This window comes from Halomonas almeriensis, from assembly GCF_030409235.1.
Taxonomy (GTDB): domain Bacteria; phylum Pseudomonadota; class Gammaproteobacteria; order Pseudomonadales; family Halomonadaceae; genus Halomonas; species Halomonas almeriensis.
In genome coordinates, this window is record NZ_JAUFPO010000004.1 from 134,559 (window position 1) to 158,814 (window position 24,256).

General features: G+C 64.3%; 19 protein-coding genes. 12 read left to right on the top strand and 7 right to left on the bottom strand.

The window, feature by feature from the left end; translation table 11 throughout:
• Positions 1-4 precede the first annotated feature (4 nt).
• The 3 genes from lpdA (at position 5) to sucD (ending at position 3,621) form a co-directional block, all read left to right on the top strand.
• Positions 5-1,444: a dihydrolipoyl dehydrogenase gene (lpdA, locus tag QWY74_RS02135; RefSeq protein WP_290313670.1), complete on the top strand. Its 1,440-nt coding sequence runs from the start codon at positions 5-7 to the stop codon at positions 1,442-1,444.
• A 138-nt stretch (positions 1,445-1,582) separates the two neighbouring features.
• Complete coding sequence (gene sucC, locus QWY74_RS02140) at positions 1,583-2,749, top strand: ADP-forming succinate--CoA ligase subunit beta (protein WP_264823733.1); 1,167 nt, start codon at positions 1,583-1,585, stop codon at positions 2,747-2,749.
• Complete coding sequence (sucD, locus tag QWY74_RS02145; RefSeq protein ID WP_264823732.1) at positions 2,749-3,621, top strand: succinate--CoA ligase subunit alpha; 873 nt, start codon at positions 2,749-2,751, stop codon at positions 3,619-3,621. The genes sucC and sucD overlap by 1 nt, the downstream gene beginning before the upstream one ends.
• A 351-nt stretch (positions 3,622-3,972) precedes the next feature.
• On the opposite strand, the gene gpgF is transcribed toward sucD, so the two are convergent.
• The 3 genes from gpgF to QWY74_RS02160 form a co-directional block, all read right to left on the bottom strand.
• Complete coding sequence (gene gpgF, locus QWY74_RS02150) at positions 3,973-5,076, bottom strand: glucosaminyl phosphatidylglycerol flippase (RefSeq protein WP_264823731.1); 1,104 nt, start codon at positions 5,074-5,076, stop codon at positions 3,973-3,975.
• Positions 5,069-6,187 (bottom strand): N-acetylglucosaminyl phosphatidylglycerol synthase, encoded by a 1,119-nt coding sequence (gpgS, locus tag QWY74_RS02155; RefSeq protein WP_264823730.1) that lies wholly within the window; start codon positions 6,185-6,187, stop codon positions 5,069-5,071. Before gpgS ends, gpgF begins: the two co-directional genes overlap by 8 nt.
• Before the next feature lie 137 nt (positions 6,188-6,324).
• Positions 6,325-8,265, bottom strand: coding sequence for an exoribonuclease II (locus QWY74_RS02160; protein ID WP_264823729.1), 1,941 nt, complete (start codon positions 8,263-8,265; stop codon positions 6,325-6,327).
• Positions 8,266-8,735: 470 nt separating this feature from the next.
• Here QWY74_RS02160 and QWY74_RS02165 point away from each other — a divergent pair, with 470 nt between their 5' ends.
• From QWY74_RS02165 to QWY74_RS02205, 9 genes are all read left to right on the top strand, one after another.
• Positions 8,736-9,326, top strand: a complete 591-nt coding sequence (locus QWY74_RS02165) for a PTS sugar transporter subunit IIBC (protein ID WP_264823728.1) — start codon at positions 8,736-8,738, stop codon at positions 9,324-9,326.
• Positions 9,327-9,440: 114 nt separating this feature from the next.
• Positions 9,441-10,238, top strand: a complete 798-nt coding sequence (locus QWY74_RS02170; RefSeq protein ID WP_290313671.1) for an HAD family hydrolase — start codon at positions 9,441-9,443, stop codon at positions 10,236-10,238.
• Positions 10,239-10,357: 119 nt separating this feature from the next.
• On the top strand, positions 10,358-11,086 hold the full coding sequence (locus tag QWY74_RS02175) for a response regulator (protein ID WP_264823726.1): 729 nt from the start codon (positions 10,358-10,360) through the stop codon (positions 11,084-11,086).
• A 32-nt stretch (positions 11,087-11,118) separates the two neighbouring features.
• Positions 11,119-12,567, top strand: a complete 1,449-nt coding sequence (locus QWY74_RS02180) for an ATP-binding protein (RefSeq protein ID WP_264823725.1) — start codon at positions 11,119-11,121, stop codon at positions 12,565-12,567.
• A 95-nt stretch (positions 12,568-12,662) separates the two neighbouring features.
• A complete protein-coding gene (locus tag QWY74_RS02185) occupies positions 12,663-13,841 on the top strand; it encodes an AGE family epimerase/isomerase (RefSeq protein WP_264823724.1) in 1,179 nt (392 codons plus the stop codon).
• A gap of 332 nt (positions 13,842-14,173) precedes the next feature.
• Positions 14,174-15,451, top strand: coding sequence for an ABC transporter substrate-binding protein (locus QWY74_RS02190; protein WP_264823723.1), 1,278 nt, complete (start codon positions 14,174-14,176; stop codon positions 15,449-15,451).
• Between the two features lie 56 nt (positions 15,452-15,507).
• The gene (locus QWY74_RS02195; RefSeq protein WP_264823722.1) at positions 15,508-16,416 is read left to right on the top strand and encodes a carbohydrate ABC transporter permease; all 909 of its coding nucleotides are present in this window, start codon (positions 15,508-15,510) and stop codon (positions 16,414-16,416) included.
• Positions 16,409-17,287 carry a carbohydrate ABC transporter permease gene (locus tag QWY74_RS02200; protein WP_264823721.1) on the top strand — a complete coding sequence of 293 codons (879 nt, stop codon included), beginning with the start codon at positions 16,409-16,411 and terminating at the stop codon, positions 17,285-17,287. The genes QWY74_RS02195 and QWY74_RS02200 overlap by 8 nt, the downstream gene beginning before the upstream one ends.
• A gap of 229 nt (positions 17,288-17,516) precedes the next feature.
• Positions 17,517-18,638, top strand: a complete 1,122-nt coding sequence (locus QWY74_RS02205; protein WP_264823720.1) for an ABC transporter ATP-binding protein — start codon at positions 17,517-17,519, stop codon at positions 18,636-18,638.
• A gap of 26 nt (positions 18,639-18,664) precedes the next feature.
• Here the strand turns inward: QWY74_RS02205 and QWY74_RS02210 are convergent, their stop codons facing one another.
• The 4 genes from QWY74_RS02210 to QWY74_RS02225 form a co-directional block, all read right to left on the bottom strand.
• Positions 18,665-19,723 (bottom strand): TIGR01620 family protein, encoded by a 1,059-nt coding sequence (locus QWY74_RS02210; protein WP_264823719.1) that lies wholly within the window; start codon positions 19,721-19,723, stop codon positions 18,665-18,667.
• Positions 19,720-21,111 (bottom strand): YcjX family GTP-binding protein, encoded by a 1,392-nt coding sequence (locus QWY74_RS02215; RefSeq protein ID WP_264823718.1) that lies wholly within the window; start codon positions 21,109-21,111, stop codon positions 19,720-19,722. The genes QWY74_RS02210 and QWY74_RS02215 overlap by 4 nt, the downstream gene beginning before the upstream one ends.
• Before the next feature lie 24 nt (positions 21,112-21,135).
• Complete coding sequence (locus tag QWY74_RS02220) at positions 21,136-22,305, bottom strand: MFS transporter (RefSeq protein WP_290313672.1); 1,170 nt, start codon at positions 22,303-22,305, stop codon at positions 21,136-21,138.
• Between the two features lie 168 nt (positions 22,306-22,473).
• The gene (locus QWY74_RS02225) at positions 22,474-24,069 is read right to left on the bottom strand and encodes a solute:sodium symporter family transporter (RefSeq protein ID WP_264823716.1); all 1,596 of its coding nucleotides are present in this window, start codon (positions 24,067-24,069) and stop codon (positions 22,474-22,476) included.
• Positions 24,070-24,256 lie beyond the last annotated feature (187 nt).

The following is a 24,256-nucleotide window of genomic DNA, read 5'->3' on the forward strand; positions in this document are numbered from 1 at the left end:
CGACATGGCTGACAAGTTTGATGTGATCGTCATTGGTGCGGGCCCCGGCGGCTACGTTGCCGCTATTCGTGCCGCGCAGATGGGTCTGAAGACCGCCTGTGTCGAGAAGTGGGTCAACAAGGAAGGCAAGACCGTGCATGGCGGTACCTGCCTCAATGTGGGGTGTATCCCGTCGAAAGCATTGCTCGAGTCCTCGCACAAGTTTGCCGAGGCGCGGGACCATTTCGCCGAGATCGGCATCGACATGGATGCGCCGACCCCGAACATTCCCAAGATGCTCGAGTTCAAGCAGCAGGTCATCGACAAGAACGTCGGTGGCATCAGTGCGCTGTTCAAGGCCAATGGCGTCACGGCGATCGACGGCACCGGCAAGGTGACCGGCAGCAAGCAGGTCGAAGTGACCGACCATGACGGTAACGCCACCAGCTACGAAGCCGACAACATCGTCGTGGCGGCAGGTTCCGTCCCGGTGGAGATTCCGCCGACGCCGCTCACCGAGGGCTTGATTGTTGATTCATCCGGTGCCCTGGAGTTCGAGGAAGTGCCGCAGCGCCTGGGCGTCATCGGCGCTGGCGTCATCGGCCTCGAGCTGGGCAGTGTATGGAGCCGCCTGGGCAGTGAGGTCACGGTCCTCGAAGCCATGGACGACTTCCTGCCGATGGTCGACAAGACCATCGCCAAGGATGCCCAGAAGCTGTTCAAGAAGCAGGGCCTGGACATCCAGCTGGGCGCACGCGTCACCGGGTCCGAGATCAAGGGCAACGAAGTGGTTGTCCAGTACACCGATGCCAAGGGTGAGCAGGAAGTCACTTTCGACAAGCTGATCGTCTGCGTGGGTCGTCGTCCCTACACCAAGGGCGTTATCGGCGAGGGCGTGAGTGTCGAACTGGACGAGCGCGGCTTCATCAGTGTTGACGACCAGTGCCGTACCAGCGTGCCGAGCATCTATGCCATCGGCGACTGTGTGCGTGGCCAGATGCTGGCCCACAAGGCGTCGGAAGAGGGTGTCATGGTGGCGGACATCATCGCCGGTCACAAAGCCGAGATGAATTATGATGCCGTTCCCAGTGTCATCTACACCTCGCCTGAAGTTGCCTGGGTCGGCATGACCGAGCAGGACGCCAAGGCGGCGGGCATCAAGGTGGAAACCGGTTCTTTCCCGTTCTCCGCCAACGGCAGAGCATTGGCTAACAATGCTGCCGACGGTCAGGTCAAGGTTATCGCGGATGCCGAAACCGACCGTGTTCTGGGCATGCATATCATCGGCCAGCATGCTGGTGAGTTGATTGCCCAGGGAGTGATTGCCATGGAATTTGGTTCCAGTGCCGAAGATCTGGCGCTCACCTGCTATGCTCACCCCAGCACTTCCGAAGCGGTCCATGAAGCGGCACTTGCCGTGGGTGGCCACGCCATCCACATGGCCAACCGCAAGAAGCGCAAGTAGCACAACAAGCGCCACCTCCGGGTGGCGTGTCGCTTCCGGCCAAGTATCGGAAGCGAACGGTGATGGTCCGGCCTCGACTCCTGTGTCGAGTCTGCCAGGGCCATCGTTCGAGTCACATGCAACCAATGGCATGAATCGATGAACCTTCACGAGTATCAGAGCAAACAGCTGTTTGCCGATTACGGCTTGCCGGTGTCTAAGGGTTTCGCCGTTGACACCCCCGAAGAAGCCGCCGAAGCCTGCAAGAAAATCGGTGGCGACAAGTGGGTCGTCAAGGCCCAGGTCCATGCGGGGGGCCGCGGCAAGGCCGGTGGTGTCAAGCTGGTTGAAAGCCCCGAAGCGGCCAGTGAGTTTGCCGAGCAGTGGATCGGCCAGCAGCTGGTGACCTTCCAGACCGACGAGAATGGCCAGCCGGTCACCAAGATCCTGGTCGAGAACTGCACAGATATCGCCGATGAGCTGTACCTGGGCGCGGTGGTCGACCGCGGTACCCAGCGTGTGGTCTTCATGGCGTCCACCGAGGGCGGCGTCGAGATCGAAAAGGTCGCCGAGGAGACGCCCGAGAAGATCCTCAAGGCCGAAATCGATCCGCTGGTCGGTGCTCAGCCGTACCAGGCCCGTGAGCTCGGCTTCAAGCTGGGCCTGTCCGGGGATCAGATCAAGCAGTTCACCAAGATTTTCCTGGGGCTCTCCAAGCTGTTCCACGACAAGGATCTGGCACTGCTCGAGATCAACCCCCTGGTGATCACCGAAGAGGGCTACCTGCACTGCCTGGATGCCAAGGTAAACCTGGATGGCAATGCTCTGTATCGCCATCCGGACCTGCAGGCCATGCGCGACCCGTCCCAGGAAGACGAGCGTGAAGCGGATGCTGCCAAGTGGGACCTGAACTATGTCGCTCTTGATGGCAACATCGGCTGCATGGTCAACGGCGCCGGCCTGGCTATGGGCACCATGGACATCATCAAGCTCAATGGTGGCCAACCGGCTAACTTCCTTGACGTCGGCGGCGGTGCCACCAAGGAACGCGTGGCCGAGGCCTTCAAGATCATCCTTTCGGACACCTCCGTGAAGGCCGTGCTGGTCAACATCTTCGGCGGTATCGTGCGTTGCGATATGATCGCTGAAGGCATCATCGGCGCGGTCGAGCAAGTGGGTGTCAATGTTCCGGTCGTGGTTCGCCTGGAAGGTAACAATGCCGAGCTGGGCGCCGAGAAACTGGCCGCCAGTGGTTTGAACATCATCGCTGCTACCAGCCTGACCAATGCGGCTCAGCAGGTCGTGCAGGCAGCGGAGGGCAAGTAATGAGCATCCTCATCGACAAGAACACCAAGGTCATCTGTCAGGGTTTCACCGGTGGCCAGGGTACCTTCCATTCCGAACAGGCCATCGCTTACGGGACCCGCATGGTCGGTGGTGTGACGCCGGGTAAGGGTGGCCAGGAGCACCTGGGCCTGCCGGTATTCAACACCGTGGCGGAAGCCGTCGAGGCGACCGGTGCCGAAGCCAGCGTGATCTATGTGCCGGCGCCGTTCTGCAAGGACTCCATCCTCGAGGCCGCCAACGCCGGCATTAAGCTGATCGTCTGCATTACCGAAGGCATCCCGACGCTGGACATGCTCGACGTCAAGGTGAAGTGCGACGAGCTGGGTGCGCGCCTGATCGGCCCGAACTGCCCCGGTGTCATCACGCCGGATGAGTGCAAGATCGGCATCATGCCGGGCCATATTCACCAGGCCGGCAAGGTCGGCATCGTCTCGCGCTCCGGTACCCTGACCTATGAAGCGGTCAAACAGACCACCGACCATGGCTTTGGTCAGTCGTCCTGTGTGGGCATTGGCGGCGACCCGATTCCGGGTTCCAACTTCATCGACATTCTGGCCGAATACGAGCAGGATCCGTCCACCGAAGCCATCGTCATGATCGGCGAGATCGGCGGCACGGCCGAGGAAGAAGCGGCCGCCTTCATCAAGGACAATGTCACCAAGCCGGTAGTGGCTTACATCGCCGGTGTTACCGCACCTCCCGGCAAGCGCATGGGCCATGCCGGCGCGATCATCGCGGGTGGCAAGGGCACGGCCGATGAGAAGTTCGGCGCCCTGGAAGCGGCCGGTGTCAAGACCGTGCGCTCCCTGGCCGAGATCGGTGATGCCCTGAAGGAAGCGACCGGCTGGTAAGCTCGAACCGAGCATCCTGACGCTGGACAAGAGGGCACCTCCGGGTGCCCTTTTTGTTGCCGTTGTGGCGACCAGCGACGGGCTGATGGAAGGGCCAGCTCAAGCGGTGCGGGCAGCAGACCAGCGGTATCGACCCTCGCGCTTGGCCTTCAGAAGGGCTTCATCGGCCCGCTTGATGATAGTGTCGAGGGCCTTGCCGGGCCCCTGCTGGCCCTGTTTCAGCTACCTGCGGTGATGGCCATGGTGTGGTTCGCTGCCACGCTGTTGGCGCTCCACTGGGACCCGTTGCCCTGATGAGTATTTGGAGTGGTCGGATCATGGCCGCCGGAGACGCCTGCAGCCTGATGCTGATCATCGCCGGCGGGGTCGGCTGCAGGGGGGCGCATTCGCGCCGGCGTGCCGGGTAGGTGACCAAAGCTGCCGCAGCGACGCCATGAAGTTGGCGCCGCCGGATGAGCGGCGCCACCAGCGTCCCATCAAGACCATGAAAGACGGGGCACCGGCGATCAGATAGAGGTGGTAGGTCGTTAAGCGCCATACCACGATGGCCGCCGCCGCCTGGGTCGCCGGCATCATCGGCATCAGCAGGGCGCCGACTCCCAGCTCGGCGGCCCCAGCGCCGCCGGGTAGGACACTCATCTGGCTGGCCGCCATGGCCAGCATCTGGGTCAGGAAGGTCCAGGCCCAGTCCACCTCCTGCCCGATACCCAGAACCGCCAGGTAAAGCAGACTGTAGCGCAATAGCCAGTGAGCGGCGCACAAGCCCATGACGCCGCTCAGCCGCAATGGCGGCAGGGTCAGTGTTGCCGCCAGAGCGCGACGACTACCGAGCAGCCGACGAGACAGCCAGCGTCGCCGCCTCGCGGAAAGCCGGCGCCATATCCAGCCGGGACGCCGACGCAACAGCCGGGGCAGTCGCAGCATGGTCAGCATGATGAGCGCCATCAGGCCGACCAGCCCCAGCATGGCCGTGGTCAGCAGTCCCTGGTGCGGCCAGTCGACATTGCCGCCCAGCGACATTCCCGCCAGTACAGCGAGCATCGCCACAAAGAACAGCATGTCACAGCCCTGATCGACGAGGAAGATCGCCGAGCCGCGAGACGGCGGTAAGCCGCGTCCGGCCAGTAACGCCAGCAGAGTGACGGCGCCTCCACTGCCGCCCGGTGTGGCGCAGAGTGCAAACTTGGAAGCCATCTCGATGCCCAGGGCGCCGCCCTGGCCGAGCCGACCAGCGCGACCGTCCAGCAATAGACGCAGGCGCAGCGCGTTAAGATTCCAGCAGGTCACCACCAGCACCAGCATCAGGCCCAGTACGTCCAGCGGGAAGCGCTCCAGTGCGCCGAGCAGCTGTCGTCCACCCAGCAACCAGGGCACGATCAGCGTCATGGACACGGCCAGGGCGAGCCATGCCCAGCGGGCCGAGGGAAGCCGCCTGGGGGCCGAGGCTTCAGCCATGCCGAGATAACACCGTTTCGTCAGCCTGGCGTGACAGGCTAGTGTAATGCACGAGGAGGTCATCGATGACGGCCTGCCAGCCGAAGCGTCGCTCGACATAGCGGCGGGCATGCCGGCCGCTGGCGGCCACGTCATTGAGGAAGAGCTCTTCCACGGCACGCGCCATGTCGCCGGGGTCGAGGGGATTGCACAACATGCCGCCGCCCAGCGGCACATTCTCGACCAGGGCGCCGGCCCGGGCGCCGACCACCGGGGTGCCGCTGGCCATGGCTTCCAGCGCGACCAGGCCAAAGGTTTCCCGGGTGCCCGCATGCAGCATGACATCGGCACTGGCCAGCGCCCGGGCGACCTCGTGACGATCGCAACAGCGCGGCACGCTGACCACGTTGGCTGGCACGCGAGCCGGCATGCCGGGACCCATCAGCAGCAGTCGGTAGTCGCCGCCAAGGCGCTGCATGACCTCGAGCAGCAGATCGACATTCTTCTCGCGGGAATGTCGACCGGCAAAGACCAGCAAGCGGGTTGAGTCGGGCAGTTGGAGCGAGGCTCGCAGTCTCTCATCGGCGCGCTCGGGGTGAAAGGTATCCAGATCTACACCCAGCGACTGGACGCGCACATCCGGCACGCCCCAGGTCTCTAGGCGCTCGGCCATGGCCCGGCAGGGGGCCATCACGCTGTCGAATCGCCCGTAGAGGTCGGCCACATAGGCTTGGAGACGACGCTCGACGCTGCGGCCGAAGCGATCCCCCATCAGACGCGGCAGATCTGAATGATAGAAGCCGACCACCGGCACGCCCAGGCGTTGGCCGGCGTCGAGGGCCGACCAGGCGGTGACATAGGGGTCGCCGGCTTCGATCAGGTCGGGGGCCAGGCGCTCGATGGCATCCCGCCAGGGACGGCGTCGCAACGGAAACCGATAGCCCTGACCCAGCGGCAGGCGCGGGGCGGGCAGGGTATGGCAGTCGCCCAGGGCGTCGCGCTCGGCACCGGGGACCAGCAGGCTGGTGCGAACGTCAGGGGTGTCGGCGAGGCAACGGTGCTTGGCGCCCAGATAGGTACGCACGCCGCCACTGGCAGGGGCATGGAACATGGTCACGTCGACGAGGTGCAAGAGGCGCTCCCGGTATCAGGATGATCGCCACCAGCTTAGGTCGGTACTACGACAGTTCGACGACAGTTTCGAGACCTGGAGACGACAACGGCAGCCCGTGGGCTGCCGTTGTCAATCGCGTCTCAAGGGCGCGAGAGTCAGTGCACTGGGCGGCCCACCAGCGAACGGGACTCTTCTCGCGCCTCGGTGAGCGCCACGCGAATGGCATCACCAAGCTTGAAGCGTTCCTCGCCCTCGATCTGGATGCGGCCTTCCTTGTCATCGATGACCACCTTGTCGCGATCGGTGTGCATCAACGGCGCCGGAATGAAGGCCGTGGCCCCGTTGGCGGTCAGCCGAACGCGCATGCCACCGCGGTTGATGGCGATGACCTCGGCGTCGAAGGCCTCGTCGGAGGCGGCGTAGGGGCTGAGGAAGCGCACATACAGCCAGTCCTTGACGTCGCGCTCGGCCATGCGGTTGAGGCGACGACGCTCGGTCAACTGGTCGGTCAGTTCCAGGCTGGCTTCCGCCGGTGCCTGCTCGCCCTTGAGGACCCGCTTGATCAGACGGTGATTGACCATGTCGCCGTACTTGCGGATCGGTGATGTCCAGGTGGCGTAGGCATCTAGGCCGAGACCGAAGTGCGGACCGGGGCGTGCCGACATGTTGGTAAAGCCCTGGAAACGGCGCAGGCGGGAATCCAGCCAGGCGTCATCGCGGGCTTCGAGCTCGCGCTTGAGTTCCTTGTAACGCGGCAGCTCGGTGAGGGCTTCCGTGGCCACTTCGATGTTCTGGTCGGCCAGGAAGTCCCGAGCCGATTCGGCTTTCTCGGGCTCGAAGGCGCGATGCACATTGAAGATGCCATGACCGACATGCTGGGCCAGCAGGTCCGCGCAGCAGGCATTGGACGCAATCATCGACTCCTCGATCATGCGGTTGGCAATGCGTCTGTGCTCGGTGCGAATGTTCAGCACATTGCCGGCGTCATCCAGATCGAAGACATAATCGGGACGATCCTTGAACACCAGGGCGTGCTCCTCGCGCCAGGCGCTGCGGGCCTCGGTCAGCTGCTGCAGGGCCTTCAGCTGTTCGCTGATGCCGGCCTCGGGCGCCCATTCGCCTTGGCCTTCCAGCCAGTCGGAGACGTTGTCGTAGGCGAGGCGAGCATGGGAGCGGACGGTGGCGGCAAAGAAACGATAGTCGCCCAAAGCACCATTCTCCTCGACCTCCAGCGCGCAGGCCAGAGCCGGTCGATCCTGGCCCTCCCAAAGCGAGCACAGATCATCGGCCAGATACTCGGGCAGCATGGTCACGTTCTGGCCGGGCAGGTAGACCGTGAAGGCTCGGGTCCGGGCCTCCAGGTCCACCCCATCGCCTTCCTGCACATAGGCAGTGGGGTCGGCAATGGCCACGGTCAGCCGCCAGCCACCGGCGTCGCGCGGCTCGATGTGCAGGGCATCATCCATGTCGCGGGTCTTGGCGTCATCGATGGTGAAGAAGGGCACCGCGGTCAGATCCTCGCGCTGCAGGCCTTCGTCCTGCATGGGCCATTCATCGCCCGCTTGCGGGCTGGCCTGTTCGAGTGCATGACGCGCCAGGGTGACCCGCCAGGGCACGGCCGGGTTGTCGTGCTTGGCGACCAGCTCGTCGATCTGGCTGAAGAAAGCACGATCATCCGGGTTGAGCGGGTGTCGGATTAGCCGTGCCACGATCCAGTCACCCTCCACGAGGGAGGCCTCGTCCAGGGTATTCTTGACGCGGGCCTTGAGGGGCGTGTTCATCAAGGGGTGATCGGGGATCACCGCCAGGCGGCCGTCGCGCTTGCGCACGCGAGCGACGAATCGCTCCACACCTTGCTCGACCAGGGTGTCCGGCTCTACCGAGGTCTTGTCACCGTCCTCATGGACGACGGCCTTGACTCGGTCGCCATGCAGGACCTGCTTCATGGCGGGCGGCGGCACGAAATAGGAGGTGCCGTCCTCGGTCTCGAGAAAGCCGAAACCCCGCTCGGTGGCCTTGATCACGCCCTCGACTCGAGGGGTGTTGTCGCGGATCTGTTGCTTGAGCTGAGCAAGCGCCGAATTGTTCTGCAGCATGATAACGATCGAATGGCGGGATAGGGGGCTCACTATACGGATTACATCGCGGCTCGCCAATCATGCCGGGCGTGATCCGCTCGAGATGCTGAAGGCGCCCGAGCGACGCTGCCGCCGTCGCTTCGATCGAGTGGATGACCTATTTCTTAGTTTCGATTCTTAGTTTCGAATATTGGTACGACGATCACTCACTGCTTCACCGACTAATCTGACTTCATCGTCGAGCTGACGCGTTGAGGCGGCTGGAGACAGCATGCGTTACGGCAATATTCTGAACCCCGAGGGCTGGCGACTCGGCTGGCTGCACTGGCAGGACGGCCGCATAAGTCGAATCGACGGCGAAGCGGTCGATTCGCAGCACAACGATCTACCGCGCTTGCTGCCCGGGTTCATCGACCTGCACGTGCATGATGGAGGCGGCGCGGATGTCATGCAGGGCGGGACCGCCCTGACCACGGTGGCGCGCACGCATGTGCGTTTCGGTACCACCATCCTGCTACGAGTATCTGGCCTTTTCCGGTGGCCGGCGCTTCGTGCTGATTGCCACCGGGCTGGCCGCAGTCATGCTGGGCATTGTCTTCGGCTGGTTGTGGCCCACTATTCAGATGGGCATTGATAGCCTGGGTCACTGGCTGATCGAGGCGGGTGCTCTGGGTAAGTTCGTCTATGGGGCGCTCAATCGCCTCCTGATCGTGACCGGGCTGCACCATGTGTTGAACAGCTTTGTGTGGTTCGTGTTCGGCAGTTTCGAGGGCGCGACCGGAGATCTGAACCGGTTCTTCGCCGGTGATCCGAGTGCCGGCGGCTTCATGGCGGGCTTTTTTCCGGTGCTAATGTTCGGCCTGCCGGCGGCGGCCCTGGGCGGTACCGGTTATCTACAGCGTATCGGTGCCTGCACCACCCGGCTGCGGGTTGAGCTCAAGGATCCCGCACGACTCGATGCCGAGCGGCTGGAAACCCTGGGCTGTCGAGGGTCGATGACCATTGGCGACGATGTTCGGCACATGGTGGTGGAGTCCCGCGCCGGGCAGATTGCTGCCAGCCTGTCTGGCGGGGGCTGATGCGTCGTCGGCCACGCAAGGCCGCTAGCGTGGACACGACTCGCCGGTCGCGCCGCCGCAGCGCCCTTCGGGGGCTGATAGACTGGCGTCTCACCCATGGCGCGAGGAGCTCGCATGTCGCCCTATCTGATTGCCACGGACCTGGATGGCACCCTGCTGGGTGCCGACCATGCCCTGGCCGAGTTGACCATCGAGACACTGCGGACGCTGAACGCCCGCGGGCATTACATCGTGCTGGCGTCCGGGCGGCATTATCGCGATATCCTGGTGTTTCGTGACCAGCTGGGGATCGACGTCTTCATCATCAGCACCAACGGCGCCTACACCCATGCACCGGATGATCGGGTGCTCGATGCCTGTCATCTCCCTGCCGAGGTGGCCAGAACGCTGATTCGTCTGCCTCGGCCCGAGGGCATACGGCTCAACCTCTACTCCGCCGACGAGTGGCTGATCGATGCGCCAGCCCCGACGTTGCTGGCGCTGCATGCGCATACCGGTTTTGCCTATCGAGTGGCGGATCTGCACGCCCTGAGCGGCGACGACATCGGCAAGGTGTTGTATATCGGTGATGCCGGCGAGCTGAAGGCGCTGGAGCAAAGGGCGCAGGACCGTGCCGGCTCGCGGCTGCACCTCACCTATTCGCTGGACAATTCACTGGAGATCATGGCCGCCGGGGTCACCAAGGGCAGGGCACTGAATGCCCTGCTGGCGCAGCTGGGTATCCCGGCAGAACGCTGCCTGGCCTTCGGCGACAACCGCAACGACATCGAGATGCTCGCGCTGGCCGGCGAAGCCCATGCCATGGCCAATGCGCATCCGGCGCTGATGGACGCCGTGCCCGGTGCCATGCGGATCGGTTCCCACGACCGGGCTGCGGTTGCCCGTCATCTAAGGGAACGCTTCGCCCTGTGAATCCGGAAAAGAGGTGCCACCTTGGTGGTATCGTCAGTGACCCCACGCACGCCTAGAGTAGGTGGCATGGCCCTTGGCCAGGATGGGACGACTTCCCTGCAGACGAGTGACTGCTAAACATGACGACCCCCGCCACCACCGTCTTCGTGGTCGATGATGACCCGGAGATCCGCGAACTGCTCGCCGACTACCTGACCCGGCACGGTTATCGTGCCCGGGTGGCCGAGGACGCCGCTGCCCTGCGTGCATTGCTTGCCGACGAGCAGCCGGATCTGCTGATTGTCGATCTCATGCTTCCCGGCGATGACGGTTTCGCCATTTGCCGCGAAGTTCGGCGGGACAGTGAGGTTCCCCTGATCATGCTGACCGCCAGCCCCGACGAGACCGATCGGATCCTCGGCCTGGAGCTGGGGGCCGATGATTATGTCGCCAAGCCCTTCAATCCGCGTGAGCTGCTCGCCAGGGTCAAGGCGGTGCTGCGTCGCTGCCGGCCGCGTGATGGGGAGGCCGGCGGCTCGGGCATGACGCGCATCGTGGCGTTCGGCGGCTGGCAACTGGATCGTGTCACCCGCGAACTGATCGACAGGGAAGGCCAGCGTAGCGCGCTTTCCGGCGCCGATTTCGCCTTGTTGCAGGTCTTTCTCGAGCATGCCGAACAGGTGCTCTCGCGGGATACTCTGTTCGACCTGACCCGAGGCCGCCCGGCACCATCCCTGGACCGCTCCATCGATGTGCATGTCTGCCGCTTGCGTCGGCGGCTTGGCGAGGATGCCCAGCATTCGTCGTTGATCCGCACGGTGCGTGGCATGGGCTATGTGCTGGCCACGCGGGTGGATCCCGTCGCGTGAGTCACTCCGGCTGGCGAGCCTGGCGTCGCTGTATGGCCCGTCTGCTGCCGGCCTCGTTGCGCGGGCGTTTTCTGCTGATCATGGTCGTCGGGGTGCTCGGAGCACAGTTGGCCAGTTATGCCATCTGGACGACCCAGGCGCGGGACGCCCAGCTGGAGCGACTCGACGAGACCTCGAACAATATCGCCTACAGCGTGGCCTCCACGGTGCGCTTCTTCCGCTCCCTGCCGTATGACTACCGACATATCGTGCTCGACCAGCTGCGTGACATGGGCGGCACGCGCTTCTTCGTCAGCGTCAACGACCACCGGATTCCGGTGGAGGATATCGGTGACGGGCCGGGCAAGGCGCTGGTCGTCGACACCTTCGGTGCGGTGCTGAACAGGGAACTGGGCATCTCCAATGCGGTGGTCGAGTTCTCCGACCCGGCGACGCTGCGCCTGCTCGACAACGAGGTGCTGCTGCAGGACATTCCGCCACGCTGGGGACAACACAGCCTGATGAGTTCTGCCATCGAGCAGCCCATTCTGGTCATTCAGCTGCCGATGGAACGCGAGCAGTGGCTCTACGTTGCCACTCTGCTGCCCATGTCGGACATCGTGCGGGACGGCAACTGGCTGTCCGGCGATCGGCTGTTCGTGGCGCTGGTGGTGCTGCTGACGGTCATCGGGCTGTCGTGGCTGGGCATTCGCAGCGCGACGCGCACCCTGGCCAGGCTGGCCCGCGCCGCACGGCGGCTGGGCCATGATCTGGACAGCCCGCCGCTGAGCGAGGGTGGCCCGCAGGAGGTGGCCGCGACCGCCGTCGCCTTCAATCGCATGCAGCAGCGGATTCAGCACCAGGTGGAAGAACGCGAGCGGCTCTTCTCGGCCATTTCGCATGATCTCAAAACGCCCATCACCCGATTGCGTCTGCGAGCCGAGATGCTCGAGGATTCGACGCTGCGCGAGCGTTTCACCCACTCCCTGGATGAGCTGGACCAACTGGTCAGGGGCGCCCTCGACTCGGTCAAGGGCCTGGACATGCACGAAGACGTCGAGGCGATCGAACCGCGGCGGTTACTCGAGGAACTGGCCGAGGAGCTGGCCCTGCAGGGCGGCGACATCGACATCGCCGGTCACGGCGAACCGATCGCGGTCAAGCCGCTGGCGTTCAAACGCTGCCTGGCCAACCTGCTGGAAAATGCGATCTTCTATGGCCAGCGAGCGGAGGTCCAGCTGGAGGACGCCCACGACGTCCTGAGGGTGGTGATCCGTGATCATGGCCCCGGTATCGCGGCGGACGAGCACGACCGAGTCTTCGCGCCCTTCGTGCGCCTGGAGCCATCACGCAGTCGGCATACCGGCGGCAGCGGACTGGGGCTGGGTATCGCCCGACACATCATCCAGGCCCATGGCGGCCAACTGACGCTGAACAACCATGCCCGGGAAGGGCTGGTGGTGACCCTGACGTTGCCGCGGGGCGATGACGCCGTCGTGTAACACTTTGCAATATCAGGAAAGATGGCGGCATCGCCGCGGCGTCCTACCGTGGTTCCATTGCGGCCTTGTGCCACCATCCGGAGGGAGCTAGTCTCGTGAACATCTTCGATCCCGACTTTATCGATGCCCATGTCCGCCACACCATGGCGTTCTATCATCCCCGCGCCATCGATCCCCAGGGGGGCTTCTTTCACTACCTGCGCGATGATGGCGAGATCCTGGATCGCCGGCATCGCCATCTGGTCTCCAGTGCGCGCTACGTCGTGATCCATGCCCGGTACGCACGACACACCGGCGAGGCGGAGTATCGCCACTGGGCACGACACGGGCTGGATTATCTGGAGGAGCGGCATTTTCAGCCCGACTATCAGGGCTATGCCTGGACCCTGCAGGACGGCGAGGTGGAGGACGACACCAACCACTGTTACGGACTCGCCTTCGTGCTGCTGGCCCATGCCGAGGCGCTCAAGGCCGATGTGCCGGGCGCACGACCCGGGCTGCAGGCAACCCATGCCATGCTGCAGCGACGTTTCTGGGAGGCATCGCACGGGCGCTTCGCCGATGAGGCGGATCGCCACTGGCGGCTCGATGGATACCGCGGCCAGAACGCCAACATGCATGCCTGCGAGGCCCTGATCTCGGCCTACGAGGCGACCGGGGAAGGGCACTTCCTGGATCAGGCCATGACGATCGCGCGGGCCATCGTCGCGGCCAATCGCGATCAGCAAGACGGCTGGATATGGGAGCACTATAACGCTGACTGGCAGCGTGATCTGGAATACAACCGTGACGATCCCAGCCATCTGTTTCGCCCCTGGGGCTATCAGGTGGGGCATCAGACTGAGTGGGCCAAGTTGCTGCTGATGCTCGAACGCCATCGGCCGGAAGACTGGTTGCTGCCCACCGCCGAACGGCTTTTCCAGAGCAGTGTCAGCGCGGGCTGGCATCCCGAGACCGGCGGGCTGGTCTACGGGCTCGACCTGGAAGGCCGGATCAGTGATCCCGACAAGTATTTCTGGGTGCAGGCCGAGAGCTTTGCGGCGGCGGCCATGCTGGGCCAACGCACCGGCCGGGAGCTTTACCGGGACTGGTACCGACGACTCTGGGCGTTCAGCTGGCAGCACATGATCGACCATGAGCATGGTGCCTGGTACCGCGTACTGGACGCCGACAATCGCCGCTATTCCGACGTCAAGAGTCCGGCGGGCAAGGTCGATTACCACACCATGGGAGCCTGTCAGGATGCCATGGCAGCCTTGACAGCAGGACCCTAAACCCAAGGGCGCCGGGGACAGGCCGAAGAGGAGGTCCGACGCCATGAAAGGCGTCGGTAGCGTCCAGGGAGGTATTCACAGCCCCCCCTCGCAGGCTTGTTGACGGATCAGCCCCGGGGCGGTACCCCTGTCTGCCATGGCTTGGGCCCTGAAGACGCGAAAGGATGTTACTGACCTGAAACATTGTTTCGGCATTGCAATGGGCCGGCAACACTATCCAGTACTTGGTAACCCCTCCCGGATACTGAAGTGCGTTAGCGTGTCATGAGCCGCCCCTGGCGGCGTATCTCGATGATGAAGACGATAATCACAACACTTCAGGAGACGTCATCATGCGCGCACTCACGACTCTTCCCTTGTTTCGCAAGTCAATGCTCGGGTTGGCCATGGCAGGCGCCCTGGGCGCCGCCGGGCAGACCCAGGCCGGCGAAGTGGAGGTACTGCACTGGTGGACTTCGGGCGGGGAGGCCAAGGCGGTCGGCACGCTGCGCGACCTGCTCGAGGCCGAGGGGCACGAATGGAAGGACTTCGCCGTCGCCGGCGGCGCCGGTGACAGCGCCATGACGGTGCTCAAGTCGCGTGCCATGTCCGGCAATCCGCCGGCGGCGGCGCAGATCAAGGGCCCGGAAATTCAGGAGTGGGGCGAGCTGGGTCTGCTCGGCAATCTCGACAGCGTGGCTGAGGAGGGCAACTGGGAGGAGCTGCTGCCCGGGGTGGTGTCCGACATGATGCGCCACGATGGCCACTACGTGGCGGTGCCGGTCAACGTGCACCGGGTCAATTGGCTGTGGGCCAACCCCGAGGTGCTGGAGGATGCCGGCGTCGAGATGCCAACCACCTGGGATGAGCTGTTCGCCGCCGGCGAGGCCTTGCGTGAGGCGGGATATGTGCCGCTGGCCCATGGCGGCCAGCCCTGGCAGGACGCCACCACCTTCGAGAGTGTCGTGCTGAGCCTCGGCGGCAGTGACTTTTATCGTCAGGCATTCGTCGAGCTGGATGAGCAGGCCCTGCAGAGCGACACCATGATCGAGGCATTGACGACCTTCAAGCGCCTGCGCGAGCTGATGGACGAGGGCATGCCGGGCCGCGACTGGAACCTGGCCACCAGCATGGTCATCGAGGGCGAGGCGGCCATGCAGATTATGGGCGACTGGGCCAAGGGCGAGTTCACGACGGCCGACATGCAGGCCGGCGAGGATTATCTGTGTGCCGCGGTCCCGGGTACCGACGAGGCATTCACCTTCAATACCGACAGCTTTGCCATGTTCCAGCTTGACGATGACGAGGCACGTGAGGCGCAGAAGACGCTGGCGCGGCTGATTCTCGAGCCGGAGTTCCAGCAGACCTTCAATCAGATCAAGGGCTCGATTCCGGCGCGCCCCGACCTCGACATGAGCGAGTTCGACCGCTGTGCCAAGCGTTCCATGCAAGACTTTCAAGCGGCACGCGACGCCGACACCCTGGTGCCCAGCATGGCCCACCGCATGGCCATGCGTAGTGATGTGCAGGGCGCCTTCTTCGATATCATCACCAATTACTTCAACTCGAGCGACATGACCGCCGAGGCCGCCGCACAACGGCTCGTCAAGGCCGCCGAACTGGCCATGTAATGTCGCATGGCGCCCGGTGTCCCGGGCGCCATTTTCCTCGAGTTTGAGGTGGTCTCATGAAATCTGCTTCTCCGTCCTCGACCGCCAGCATGTCGGGTCGACTCCAGGCCTGGTTGCCCAAGCTGGTGCTGGCGCCGTCCGTGGTGATCTCGCTGTGTTTCGTCTATGGCTTCATGCTGTGGACCTTCATTCTTTCCCTGACCAGCTCGCGCATGCTGCCCAGTTACGACTTTGTCGGCTTCACGCAGTATGCGCGCCTGATGAACAACGAACGCTGGTGGGTGGCGGCCACCAACCTGGGGGTCTTCGGTGGGCTCTTCGTGGGTTGCTGCCTGGTGCTGGGGGCCGGGCTGGCCATATTGCTCGATCAGCGTATCCGTCGCGAAGGGGTGCTGCGCACCCTGTACCTGTACCCCATGGCGCTGTCGTTCATCGTCACCGGGGTGGTGTGGAAATGGCTGCTCAATCCCGGCCTCGGCATCCAGGCCATGGTACGCGGCTGGGGCTTCGAGTCCTTCACCTTCGACTGGCTGGTCGATCCGGACATGGCCGTCTACACCCTGGTGATCGCCGCGGTGTGGCAGGCCTCCGGCTTCGTCATGGCGCTCTTCCTGGCGGGGCTGCGCGGCATCGATGACAGCATCCTCAAGGCCGCCCAGCTGGATGGGGCCAGCCTGCCGCGGGTCTACTGGCGGGTCGTGATGCCCTGCCTGCGGCCGGTGGTGTTCAGCGCCGTGATGATCCTCTCGCACATTGCCATCAAGAGCTTCGATCTGGTGGTGGCGCTGACCGGCGGTGGGCCGGGCTATTCCTCCGACCTGCCGGCGACCTTCATGTACGCGCATGCGTTCACCCGGGCGCAGATCGGCATGGGTTCGGCCAGTGCCGTCCTCATGCTGTGCGGTGTGCTGGCCATTTTGGTGCCTTACCTGTACTCGGAACTGAGGAGCCGTCGCCATGGATAACGTGATTCGCTCCAGAACCCCGGTGGCGCGTTTCTGGCGCCTGTTACTGCATGCCACCCTGTTGCTGGCCGCACTCTGGTATCTCCTGCCGCTGGTCGTGATGCTGCTGACTTCCGTCAAGCCGTTGGAGGAAATTGCCGCCGGCAGTCTGCTGGCACTGCCGGACAACCCCACCCTCGACCCCTGGTTGAAGGCCTGGGGCTCGGCCTGCACCGGTATGCGTTGCGAGGGTGTCAGCGGTTATTTCTGGAACTCCTTCGCCATCGTCATCCCCGCGGTGATCATCGCCACCCTGATCGGGGCGCTCAACGGCTATGCCCTGACCAAGTGGCGCTTCAAGGGGGCCGAGTTGGTCTTCGCCATGATGCTGTTCGGTTGCTTCATCCCCTTCCAGGTCATTCTGCTGCCTATGGCACAGACGCTGGGCTGGCTGGGACTGTCGAGCTCACGAGCCGGCCTGATATTCGTGCATGTGGTATTCGGCATTGCCTTTACCACACTGTTCTTTCGCAACTTCTACGTGTCGATTCCCGATGAACTGGTGTCGGCGGCCAAGCTGGATGGCGCCGGCTTCTTTCGCATCTTCTGGCGGATCCTGTTGCCGGTGTCCAAGCCGATCATCGTGGTCTCGGTGATCTGGCAGTTCACCCAGATCTGGAATGACTTTCTGTTCGGCGTGGCCTTTTCCGGCCATGACACCCAGCCGGTCACGGTGGCGCTCAACAACCTGGTCAATACCTCCACCGGGGTGAAGGAATACAACGTCGACATGGCCGCCGCCATGATCGCGGCACTGCCGACCCTGCTGGTCTATGTGCTGGCCGGCAAGTATTTCGTCCGGGGGCTCACCGCCGGTTCGGTAAAAGGATAGGGAGTCGCTGGTAGCAACCCAAGCGCTCAGCGAAGAGGATCGGGGGCAAGGCGAAGCGAGGGTCTTTTGCCAGGTATGGCAAAAGTAGCGCCCAGGGAAGGGTTTACAGCGCCCTCGCGGAGGCTTGCCGCCGGAGACGCCAATCTATCTGCATTGTTGCAGACGCCGTTGCTGGTTCGTTGCCTCAGCTTCGAGCCAGCCACTGGCGGATAATAACGAGGTCACCACCATGTCAGCTCTGGAAATCGACAATGTCTGCAAGGATTTCGGTACGACCCGGGTGCTCGAGGAGGTCAGCCTGGCCATCGACTCCGGCGAGTTCCTGATCCTGGTGGGCCCCTCGGGGTGCGGCAAGTCGACCCTGATGAATGCCATCGCCGGCCTGGAGCCGGTCACCTCGGGGCGCATCCTGGTGGGCGGCGAGGATATCACCTGGCGCACGCCGGCCGAGCGCGATATCGCCATGGTCTTTCAGTCCTATGCGCTGTACCCCAGCATGAGCGTGCGCGGCAATATCGCCTTCGGCCTGGAGATGCGCAAGGTGCCGAAGGCCGAGCGCGAGGCCGCCGTGCAACGTGTCGCCGACCTTTTGCAGATCTCGCACCTGCTGGACCGCAAGCCGGCACAGCTCTCCGGCGGGCAGCGCCAACGGGTGGCCATGGGCCGCGCCCTGGCGCGCGAGCCGCAGATCTATCTGTTCGATGAACCGCTGTCCAACCTGGATGCCAAGCTGCGGGTGGAGATGCGTACCGAGATCAAGAAGCTCCACCAGCGGCTGGGCACCACCATCGTCTATGTGACCCATGACCAGATCGAGGCCATGACGCTGGCCGACAGCATTGCCGTGATGCGCGATGGCCGGATTTTGCAGCTCGGCACGCCGGACGAGGTCTACAACAACCCGGTCGACAAGTATGTCGCGGGCTTCATGGGCTCTCCCTCGATGAATTTCATCGACGCGACCCTGCAAGGGCAGGCCGGTGCCTACCGATTGCATGTCACCACCGACGGCGAGCAAGAGCTCGTCCTGCCCTGGCCGGCGGATCGCGAGACCCCGGGGCTGGCCGAGCATGTCGGGGCAACGCTCACTCTCGGGCTGCGCCCGGAGCATTTCGCCGAGGAGGACGCGCGTCTGGGCGACCGGGCCGAGGGCACGCCGCTGTCGGCCAGGGTCAGTGTGGTGGAGCCCACCGGGGCCGATATCCTCCTGCAGTTGCCGCTGGGCGATGGCGAGGTCACGGCCCGAGTCGGCCCCGATTGTCGGGTGCGCCCGGGCGAGCGGCTGGACCTGCGGGTCGACATGCGGCGTGGAGTGCTCTTTGCACCCGACAGCGATACCCGGCTGGCCTGAAGCGGTGGAGGCTCCAGCGAGCCGGGTCACTCGCGAGGGTTTGCGCCCTTGTCGTCGATCCGGCGCAGCTGTTGCCAGAGTTCGCGGCGCAGGTCATTCAGGCGAGGCTGCTCGTTGTCCGTGAAGGTCAGCGGTCGGGTCAGCTGCTGGGTGCGCAGTCCCAGGCGGGCGCCCAGCAGGCCGACGCCGAGGCCCTGGGCGGCGCGGGTGGAAAGCCGCCCGGCGAGGTCCATGGAAAGCATCTGCATACCGGCATCGCTTGCCAGCTCGGTGGCGCCGGCAAAGGCCATCTGCCGGAAGACATCGCGCAGCAGTCTGACGCGAGCCGCATAGCCGAGCTCGAGTCCGTAGAGGCGGCACAAGCGGTCGATCATCGCCAGGTGGCGCCAGGCCACCAGGCCCATGTCGACCAGCGTCAGCGGGCTGACCGCGACCATGATGGCGGTTTCGCCGTTCATGCGCGAAATCAGCCGGCGCGCCTCGCGATCGCGCGGGCCCAGCAGGTGGTGGGCCAGTAGCGGCGCCAGGTCATTGCCATCATGGTGGGGCTGGCGGGCCTCGAGGAAGGCCTGCCAGTGAGGGTGGTCGTCATGCAGGTCGAGCTGGGTCTTGAGGCGTCGGGCCAGCGCCATGGCCTGCTGGGGCGAGCACTCGGGTAGCTCGGCGAGTGCCTCGCGCAGGCGATGGTGCCGGCCGAGCCGGCGCAGCCGCCAGAGTTCGCGCAGGATGGCCAGGCCGCCGAGGCCGATGACACCCAGGCCGAGCAGTTGCCAGCCGGCGCTCAGCCAGTCGCCGCCGGTCAGGCTGGCGGGCAGGCCGCTGACCAGCTCTGCGGCTCCCAGCCCCATGGTGCCGGCCATCACCCCGAGCAATCCCCAGCGTCGCTTGCGCGGTCGCCCCAGGGCGGCGGCAGGGTCTGCCCGAGTGGTGGGCTCCGTGTTCTCGGTCGGCGTCAGCGCCCGGCTCGACACCTCGCCAGAAAAGTGATGGGCCGGCTGTGGATCGGCATCGCGCAGTGGCGTTTCGGTCGTGAAACGCATGCCGGGGCGCGGGTCTTCCGGCTTGTGGCGAGGAGTATCGTTCATGTCAGCTTGTCTCCGATCAGCCAGTCAAGCGCGGCGTCCATGCGGATGTGCGGCAGCGGGCCGGGCTCTCTCGGCAAGGGACGAAAGCCCGTGAAGTCGAAACCCTGTCGCGCCCAGAATTCGGCATCCGGCAGGCGGTTCGGGACCTCGCCGGGGAAGGTCAGCACGGATTCGCCGGTCAGGTCGGTGCCGCGCAGGGCCGGCATGTTGCGCCCCTGCTGGGTGACCTCGCGCACCTCGGTGGCGCGCACCGAGGCCAGCGACAGCGCCTTGACGGGCACATTGGCATAGCGCAGGTCCTTGAGGGGCTCTTCCAGCAGCGCCTCGAGCAGGGCGACCAGCCGGGTGTGCTGTTCGGGCGTGACATGATCGGCCTTGGTGGCGGCAATCGCCAGTCGGTCGATGCGCGGCGTGAACAGGCGCGACAGCAGGCTGCGCTGACCGTAGTCGAAGCTCTGCATCAGTCGCGACAGCGCGCGGGACAGGTCCTCGAAGCGCTCCGGCCCGGCGTTCAGGGCGCCCAGCACGTCGATCAGCACGATCTGGCGATCGAAGCGCCGGAAATGATCGCGGTAGAAGGGGCGCACGATGTGCTGCTGGTAATAGGTGAAGCGCCGCTTGAGGGTGGCGTAGAGACTCTCCTCGGGCAGGGTGGCAAGCGCCTCGGCACTCCACTGAGCCAGACCCGGCAATGGAAAGAACTGCAGCACCGGAGCGCCGGAGAGGTCACCCGGTAGCAGGAAACGTCCCGGTTGCAGGTCGGAAAAACCGGCCTCGCGGGCGCCGCGCAGCCCCTCGGCATAGCGTTCGGCGAGCTCGGCCAGTTGCGCCTCGTCCACCTCGCTGTCGGGAGCCAGCTCGCTGACGGCCTTCTGCCAGTCGGCGAACAGGGCCTGGCGTTGCGGCCCGTTTGCCTCGCACTGCGAACGACTCCAGCCGATGAAGTCGTGCTCCAGCAGGGGCAGGTCGAGCAGCCATTCTCCGGGGTAATCGAACAGATCCAGCGTCAGCTCCGACGTATCGGAACTCCACCAGCTGGCACTGGCCCGGCGATAGCGGATCTTAAGGCGCAGCTCACTGATGCCACGGGTCGGCGAGGGCCATTGGGGTGGCTCGCCGCCGAGGGACAGCATAGCCTGATCGTAGGGAAAACGCGGCACGCCCAGGTCCTGCTGGGAAACGCGCTGCGCCCCCAGCAGGCGTTGCTCGCGGGCGGCACTGAGCAGATCGAGGCGGGCCTCCAGACCGGCATGGCGAAGCTGGTCGACCAGCGACGTCAGAAAGGCGGTCTTGCCGGCACGCGAGAGCCCAGTAACCGCCAGGCGCAGCTGGCGGTCGCGGCCGCGTTCGAGGAGGTCGTGCAGGTCGCGAGTCAAGTCCTGGGGCATTCAAGAGTCCGTTTGATGTCCGAATCATCCCCTAATCTGTGGGCGCTGGCCGCGGAAGGCAAGCCCGAACAGCAAGATGGGCAGGGCGCACAGCGGGATCATGGCCAGGTTGAGGAACGACCAGCCGAGCGCCGAGGCCGCCGGTCCGGCGAGCAGGGCGGTGAGGGCGACGGTGGTGAAGACGAGGAACTCGTTGGCGGCCTGGGTGCGTGCCTTCTCGGCCACCGTGTGGGCCTCGGTGAGCAGTCCGGTGGCCGGCAGGAAGGTGAAGTTCCAGCCCAGGCCCAGCAGTATCAAGCCACCGTGGAAACCCGCCAGGTCGAGGTCCCACTGTGCCACGAGGGCGCTGGCAATCAGCAACAGACAACCGGCGATGATCATGCGCGAGCTGCCGAAACGCGCGGTGAGGCGCCCGGTCACGAAGGACGGCAGGAACATGGCGACCACATGCCACTGGATGGTGGCGGCCACATGGTCGAACTCGTGCCCGGCCGCCGCCATGGCCAGCGGGGTCGCCGTCATGGCCAGGTTCATGACGCCGTAACCGACCATGGCGCTGATGACCGCGATCAGGAACACCGGCTGGCGCATGATCTCGGTCAGCGGACGCTGCGGGCTGTTGTCCCGCCCCTGCTGTTCCGCCGGCATGCGCACGAAGGCGAGCAGAACCAGGGCACAGAGGTAGAGCACGCCGAGACCGATGAAGCTGCCCAGATAGGGGGTGGCGGCCAGATCATGACTGTGCCGGGCCAGCCAGGGCCCGCAGAAGGCCGCCACCACACCGCCGCCCATGACCAGACCGATGGCGCGGTCGCGACCTTCCTCCGGCGCCGCCTCGACGGCAGCGAAGCGGTAGAGCTGACCAAAACCGATGCCGATGCCGATCATCCCTGTCGCCAGCAGGAAGAGGCTGAAGCGCTGGGTATGCAGGGCGGCAATAGCCAGGCCGGTGCCGGCAATGCCGATCAGGGTGCCGAGCATGAAGCCGCGCCGGCGTCCCAGCCGTGCCATGATCAAGGAGGCTGGGATGGTGGCGCACATCAGCCCCAGCCATTGGGTCGCCACCGGCGCGGTGGACCAGCCGGGAGAGGGTGCCAGCATGGCCCCGATCAAGGGAGACACGGCGATCAGCAGGATGTTGCCGCTGACCAGCAGGGCCTGGCAGAGCGAGAGCAGGGAAACGGTCAACGGCATGGCGGTTCCTGTTCAACCAGTGGGGCACCGCGTCTCGGCGCCATGCTGCGCGGCAGCGTCTGGCTGGCGCTTGTCATTTTACGGGCAGAACAGCCGCTGCAGGGGGCTGTCATGACGACGCCCCGCGGGTGGGCGGGGCGTCGAGGTTGCCTTGGCAAGCCGGCGGCGTCAGCCGGCAAAGGCGGCGTACATGATGACCACCAGGATCACCAGTACCATACCTACGGGAACGGCGCCCTTCCAAGGTGTCAGGTCGACGGCGCCGCTGTCCTCGTGGGTCCAGGCCTCGCTGCGCGGGCGCAGCTTGCCGATGATCAGCATGCCGATGACCAGCAGCACAAACACCGAGGCCACGAAATGGAACTCGTGCATTATGGTCGGCAGCTTGTTGAACGGCGGAATGAAATACCCCGCGAAAATCAGCAAACAGCCGCCCACCAGGGCAATCTTGGCCGCCATGGCGGGCACGCGACGGGTCAGCAGGCCGACCAGCACCACGGCCAGAATGGGAATGAAGTAGATGGCGTTCATCTTCTGCAGGTAGCCGAACAGGCTTTCCTGACCGGCCAGCAGCGGGGCGATGGTCATGGCGATCAGGGCCATGATCCAGCCGAAGGTCTTGCTGGCGCGCACCACCTGGGCTTCGCTGGCGTCCTTGTTGAGGATGCCCTTGTAGATACCCAGGCTGAACATGGTGGTGGTGCTGTTAAGCGCCGAGTTGAAGGACGATAGGATGGCACCCACCATCACTGCGGCGAAAAAGCCGGTCAGATAGGGCGGCAGTACGTTGAACACCAGGTGGCCATAGGCTTCGTCGGCCTGGATTCCCTGATCGGCATAGAGGTGATAGGCGATGATGCCCGGCAGGACCAGGTAGATCGGCCCCAGCAGCTTGAAGAAGCCGGTCAGCAGAACACCTTTCTGGCCCTCGGCCAGGTTCTTGGCCGCGAAGGTACGCTGGATGATCTGCTGGTTGGTCGTCCAATAGAAGACGTTGATCAGAAAGACGCCGGTGAACAGGGTGAAGAACGGCACCTGCTGCTCCTCACCACCGATGGAGTTGAGTTTGTCGGGATGGCTCTGCTTGAGCGTCTCCCAGCCGGCCATGACGCCACTGCCGTCACTGATGGCCTGCAGGCCGAAGTAGACGATCACAAAACCACCCACCAGCAGGCCGATACCATTGAGGGTGTCGGATACGGCCACTGTTCGGAGGCCACCGAAGATGGCATAGACGGAACCGATCAGGCCGACCAGCCAGACGGTCAGCCAGAGCAGCAGGGTGGGAGACTGAATGCCGGTCATGCCTTCCAGATCTAGCATACCCTGCAGACCCATGGCCCCGGAATAGAGGATGATCGGCAGCAGAATCACCGCATACGCCAGTAGAAAGATCACATTGGTGATGCGCTGGGTGCCCTTGTCGAAACGAATCTCCAGCAGCTGGGGTACCGTGGCAATGCCGCTGCGCAGGAAGCGTGGTAGAAAGAAGAGTGCCAGCAGCACCAGCGCAATCACCGCCACGACCTCCCAGGCCATGACGCTCAATCCATCGCTGAACGCCGCCCCGTTGAGTCCGACCATCTGCTCTGTCGACAGATTGGTCATCAGCAGTGAGCCGGCGATCAACGGGAATGTCAGGCTGCGGCCGGCCAGGAAAAGGCCGGTGGTGCTCTTGTGGTCATCCTGTCGCGTGATCCGCCAGGTCAGGAAGGCCACCAGGCCCGTGAAAAACAGGAATGAGACGAGAGTCAGAGCATGCATGTTATAAATTTCCGTAAAAAGCGCAGTTTATGGCCATCTCGCTGGGATTATTGTCGAAAAATAATGTAAATTTACAGCTAAAGCATTATTTTAGGAGCCTATGAATTCTATGCCATTCGCCTTTCGTCTAAAATAATGGCCTGTCATGGCGCCACATCCGGCGTCCTAGTGGGTAAGCTTTAATTGT

Excerpts from the sequence above, each read along its gene's own strand:
- sucD (WP_264823732.1), top strand. The coding sequence starts at position 2,749 with ATGAGCATCCTCATCGACAAGAACACCAAGGTCATCTGTCAGGGTTTC.
- QWY74_RS02210 (WP_264823719.1), bottom strand. The coding sequence starts at position 19,723 with ATGAACGATACTCCTCGCCACAAGCCGGAAGACCCGCGCCCCGGCATG.
- sucC (WP_264823733.1), top strand. The coding sequence starts at position 1,583 with ATGAACCTTCACGAGTATCAGAGCAAACAGCTGTTTGCCGATTACGGC.
- QWY74_RS02190 (WP_264823723.1), top strand. The coding sequence starts at position 14,174 with ATGCGCGCACTCACGACTCTTCCCTTGTTTCGCAAGTCAATGCTCGGG.
- QWY74_RS02195 (WP_264823722.1), top strand. The coding sequence starts at position 15,508 with ATGAAATCTGCTTCTCCGTCCTCGACCGCCAGCATGTCGGGTCGACTC.
- QWY74_RS02170 (WP_290313671.1), top strand. The coding sequence starts at position 9,441 with ATGTCGCCCTATCTGATTGCCACGGACCTGGATGGCACCCTGCTGGGT.
- QWY74_RS02180 (WP_264823725.1), top strand. The coding sequence starts at position 11,119 with ATGGCCCGTCTGCTGCCGGCCTCGTTGCGCGGGCGTTTTCTGCTGATC.
- QWY74_RS02175 (WP_264823726.1), top strand. The coding sequence starts at position 10,358 with ATGACGACCCCCGCCACCACCGTCTTCGTGGTCGATGATGACCCGGAG.
- QWY74_RS02200 (WP_264823721.1), top strand. The coding sequence starts at position 16,409 with ATGGATAACGTGATTCGCTCCAGAACCCCGGTGGCGCGTTTCTGGCGC.
- gpgF (WP_264823731.1), bottom strand. The coding sequence starts at position 5,076 with ATGGCTGAAGCCTCGGCCCCCAGGCGGCTTCCCTCGGCCCGCTGGGCA.
- lpdA (WP_290313670.1), top strand. The coding sequence starts at position 5 with ATGGCTGACAAGTTTGATGTGATCGTCATTGGTGCGGGCCCCGGCGGC.
- QWY74_RS02205 (WP_264823720.1), top strand. The coding sequence starts at position 17,517 with ATGTCAGCTCTGGAAATCGACAATGTCTGCAAGGATTTCGGTACGACC.
- QWY74_RS02220 (WP_290313672.1), bottom strand. The coding sequence starts at position 22,305 with ATGCCGTTGACCGTTTCCCTGCTCTCGCTCTGCCAGGCCCTGCTGGTC.
- QWY74_RS02225 (WP_264823716.1), bottom strand. The coding sequence starts at position 24,069 with ATGCATGCTCTGACTCTCGTCTCATTCCTGTTTTTCACGGGCCTGGTG.
- QWY74_RS02215 (WP_264823718.1), bottom strand. The coding sequence starts at position 21,111 with ATGCCCCAGGACTTGACTCGCGACCTGCACGACCTCCTCGAACGCGGC.
- QWY74_RS02160 (WP_264823729.1), bottom strand. The coding sequence starts at position 8,265 with ATGCTGCAGAACAATTCGGCGCTTGCTCAGCTCAAGCAACAGATCCGC.
- QWY74_RS02165 (WP_264823728.1), top strand. The coding sequence starts at position 8,736 with ATGTGCGTTTCGGTACCACCATCCTGCTACGAGTATCTGGCCTTTTCC.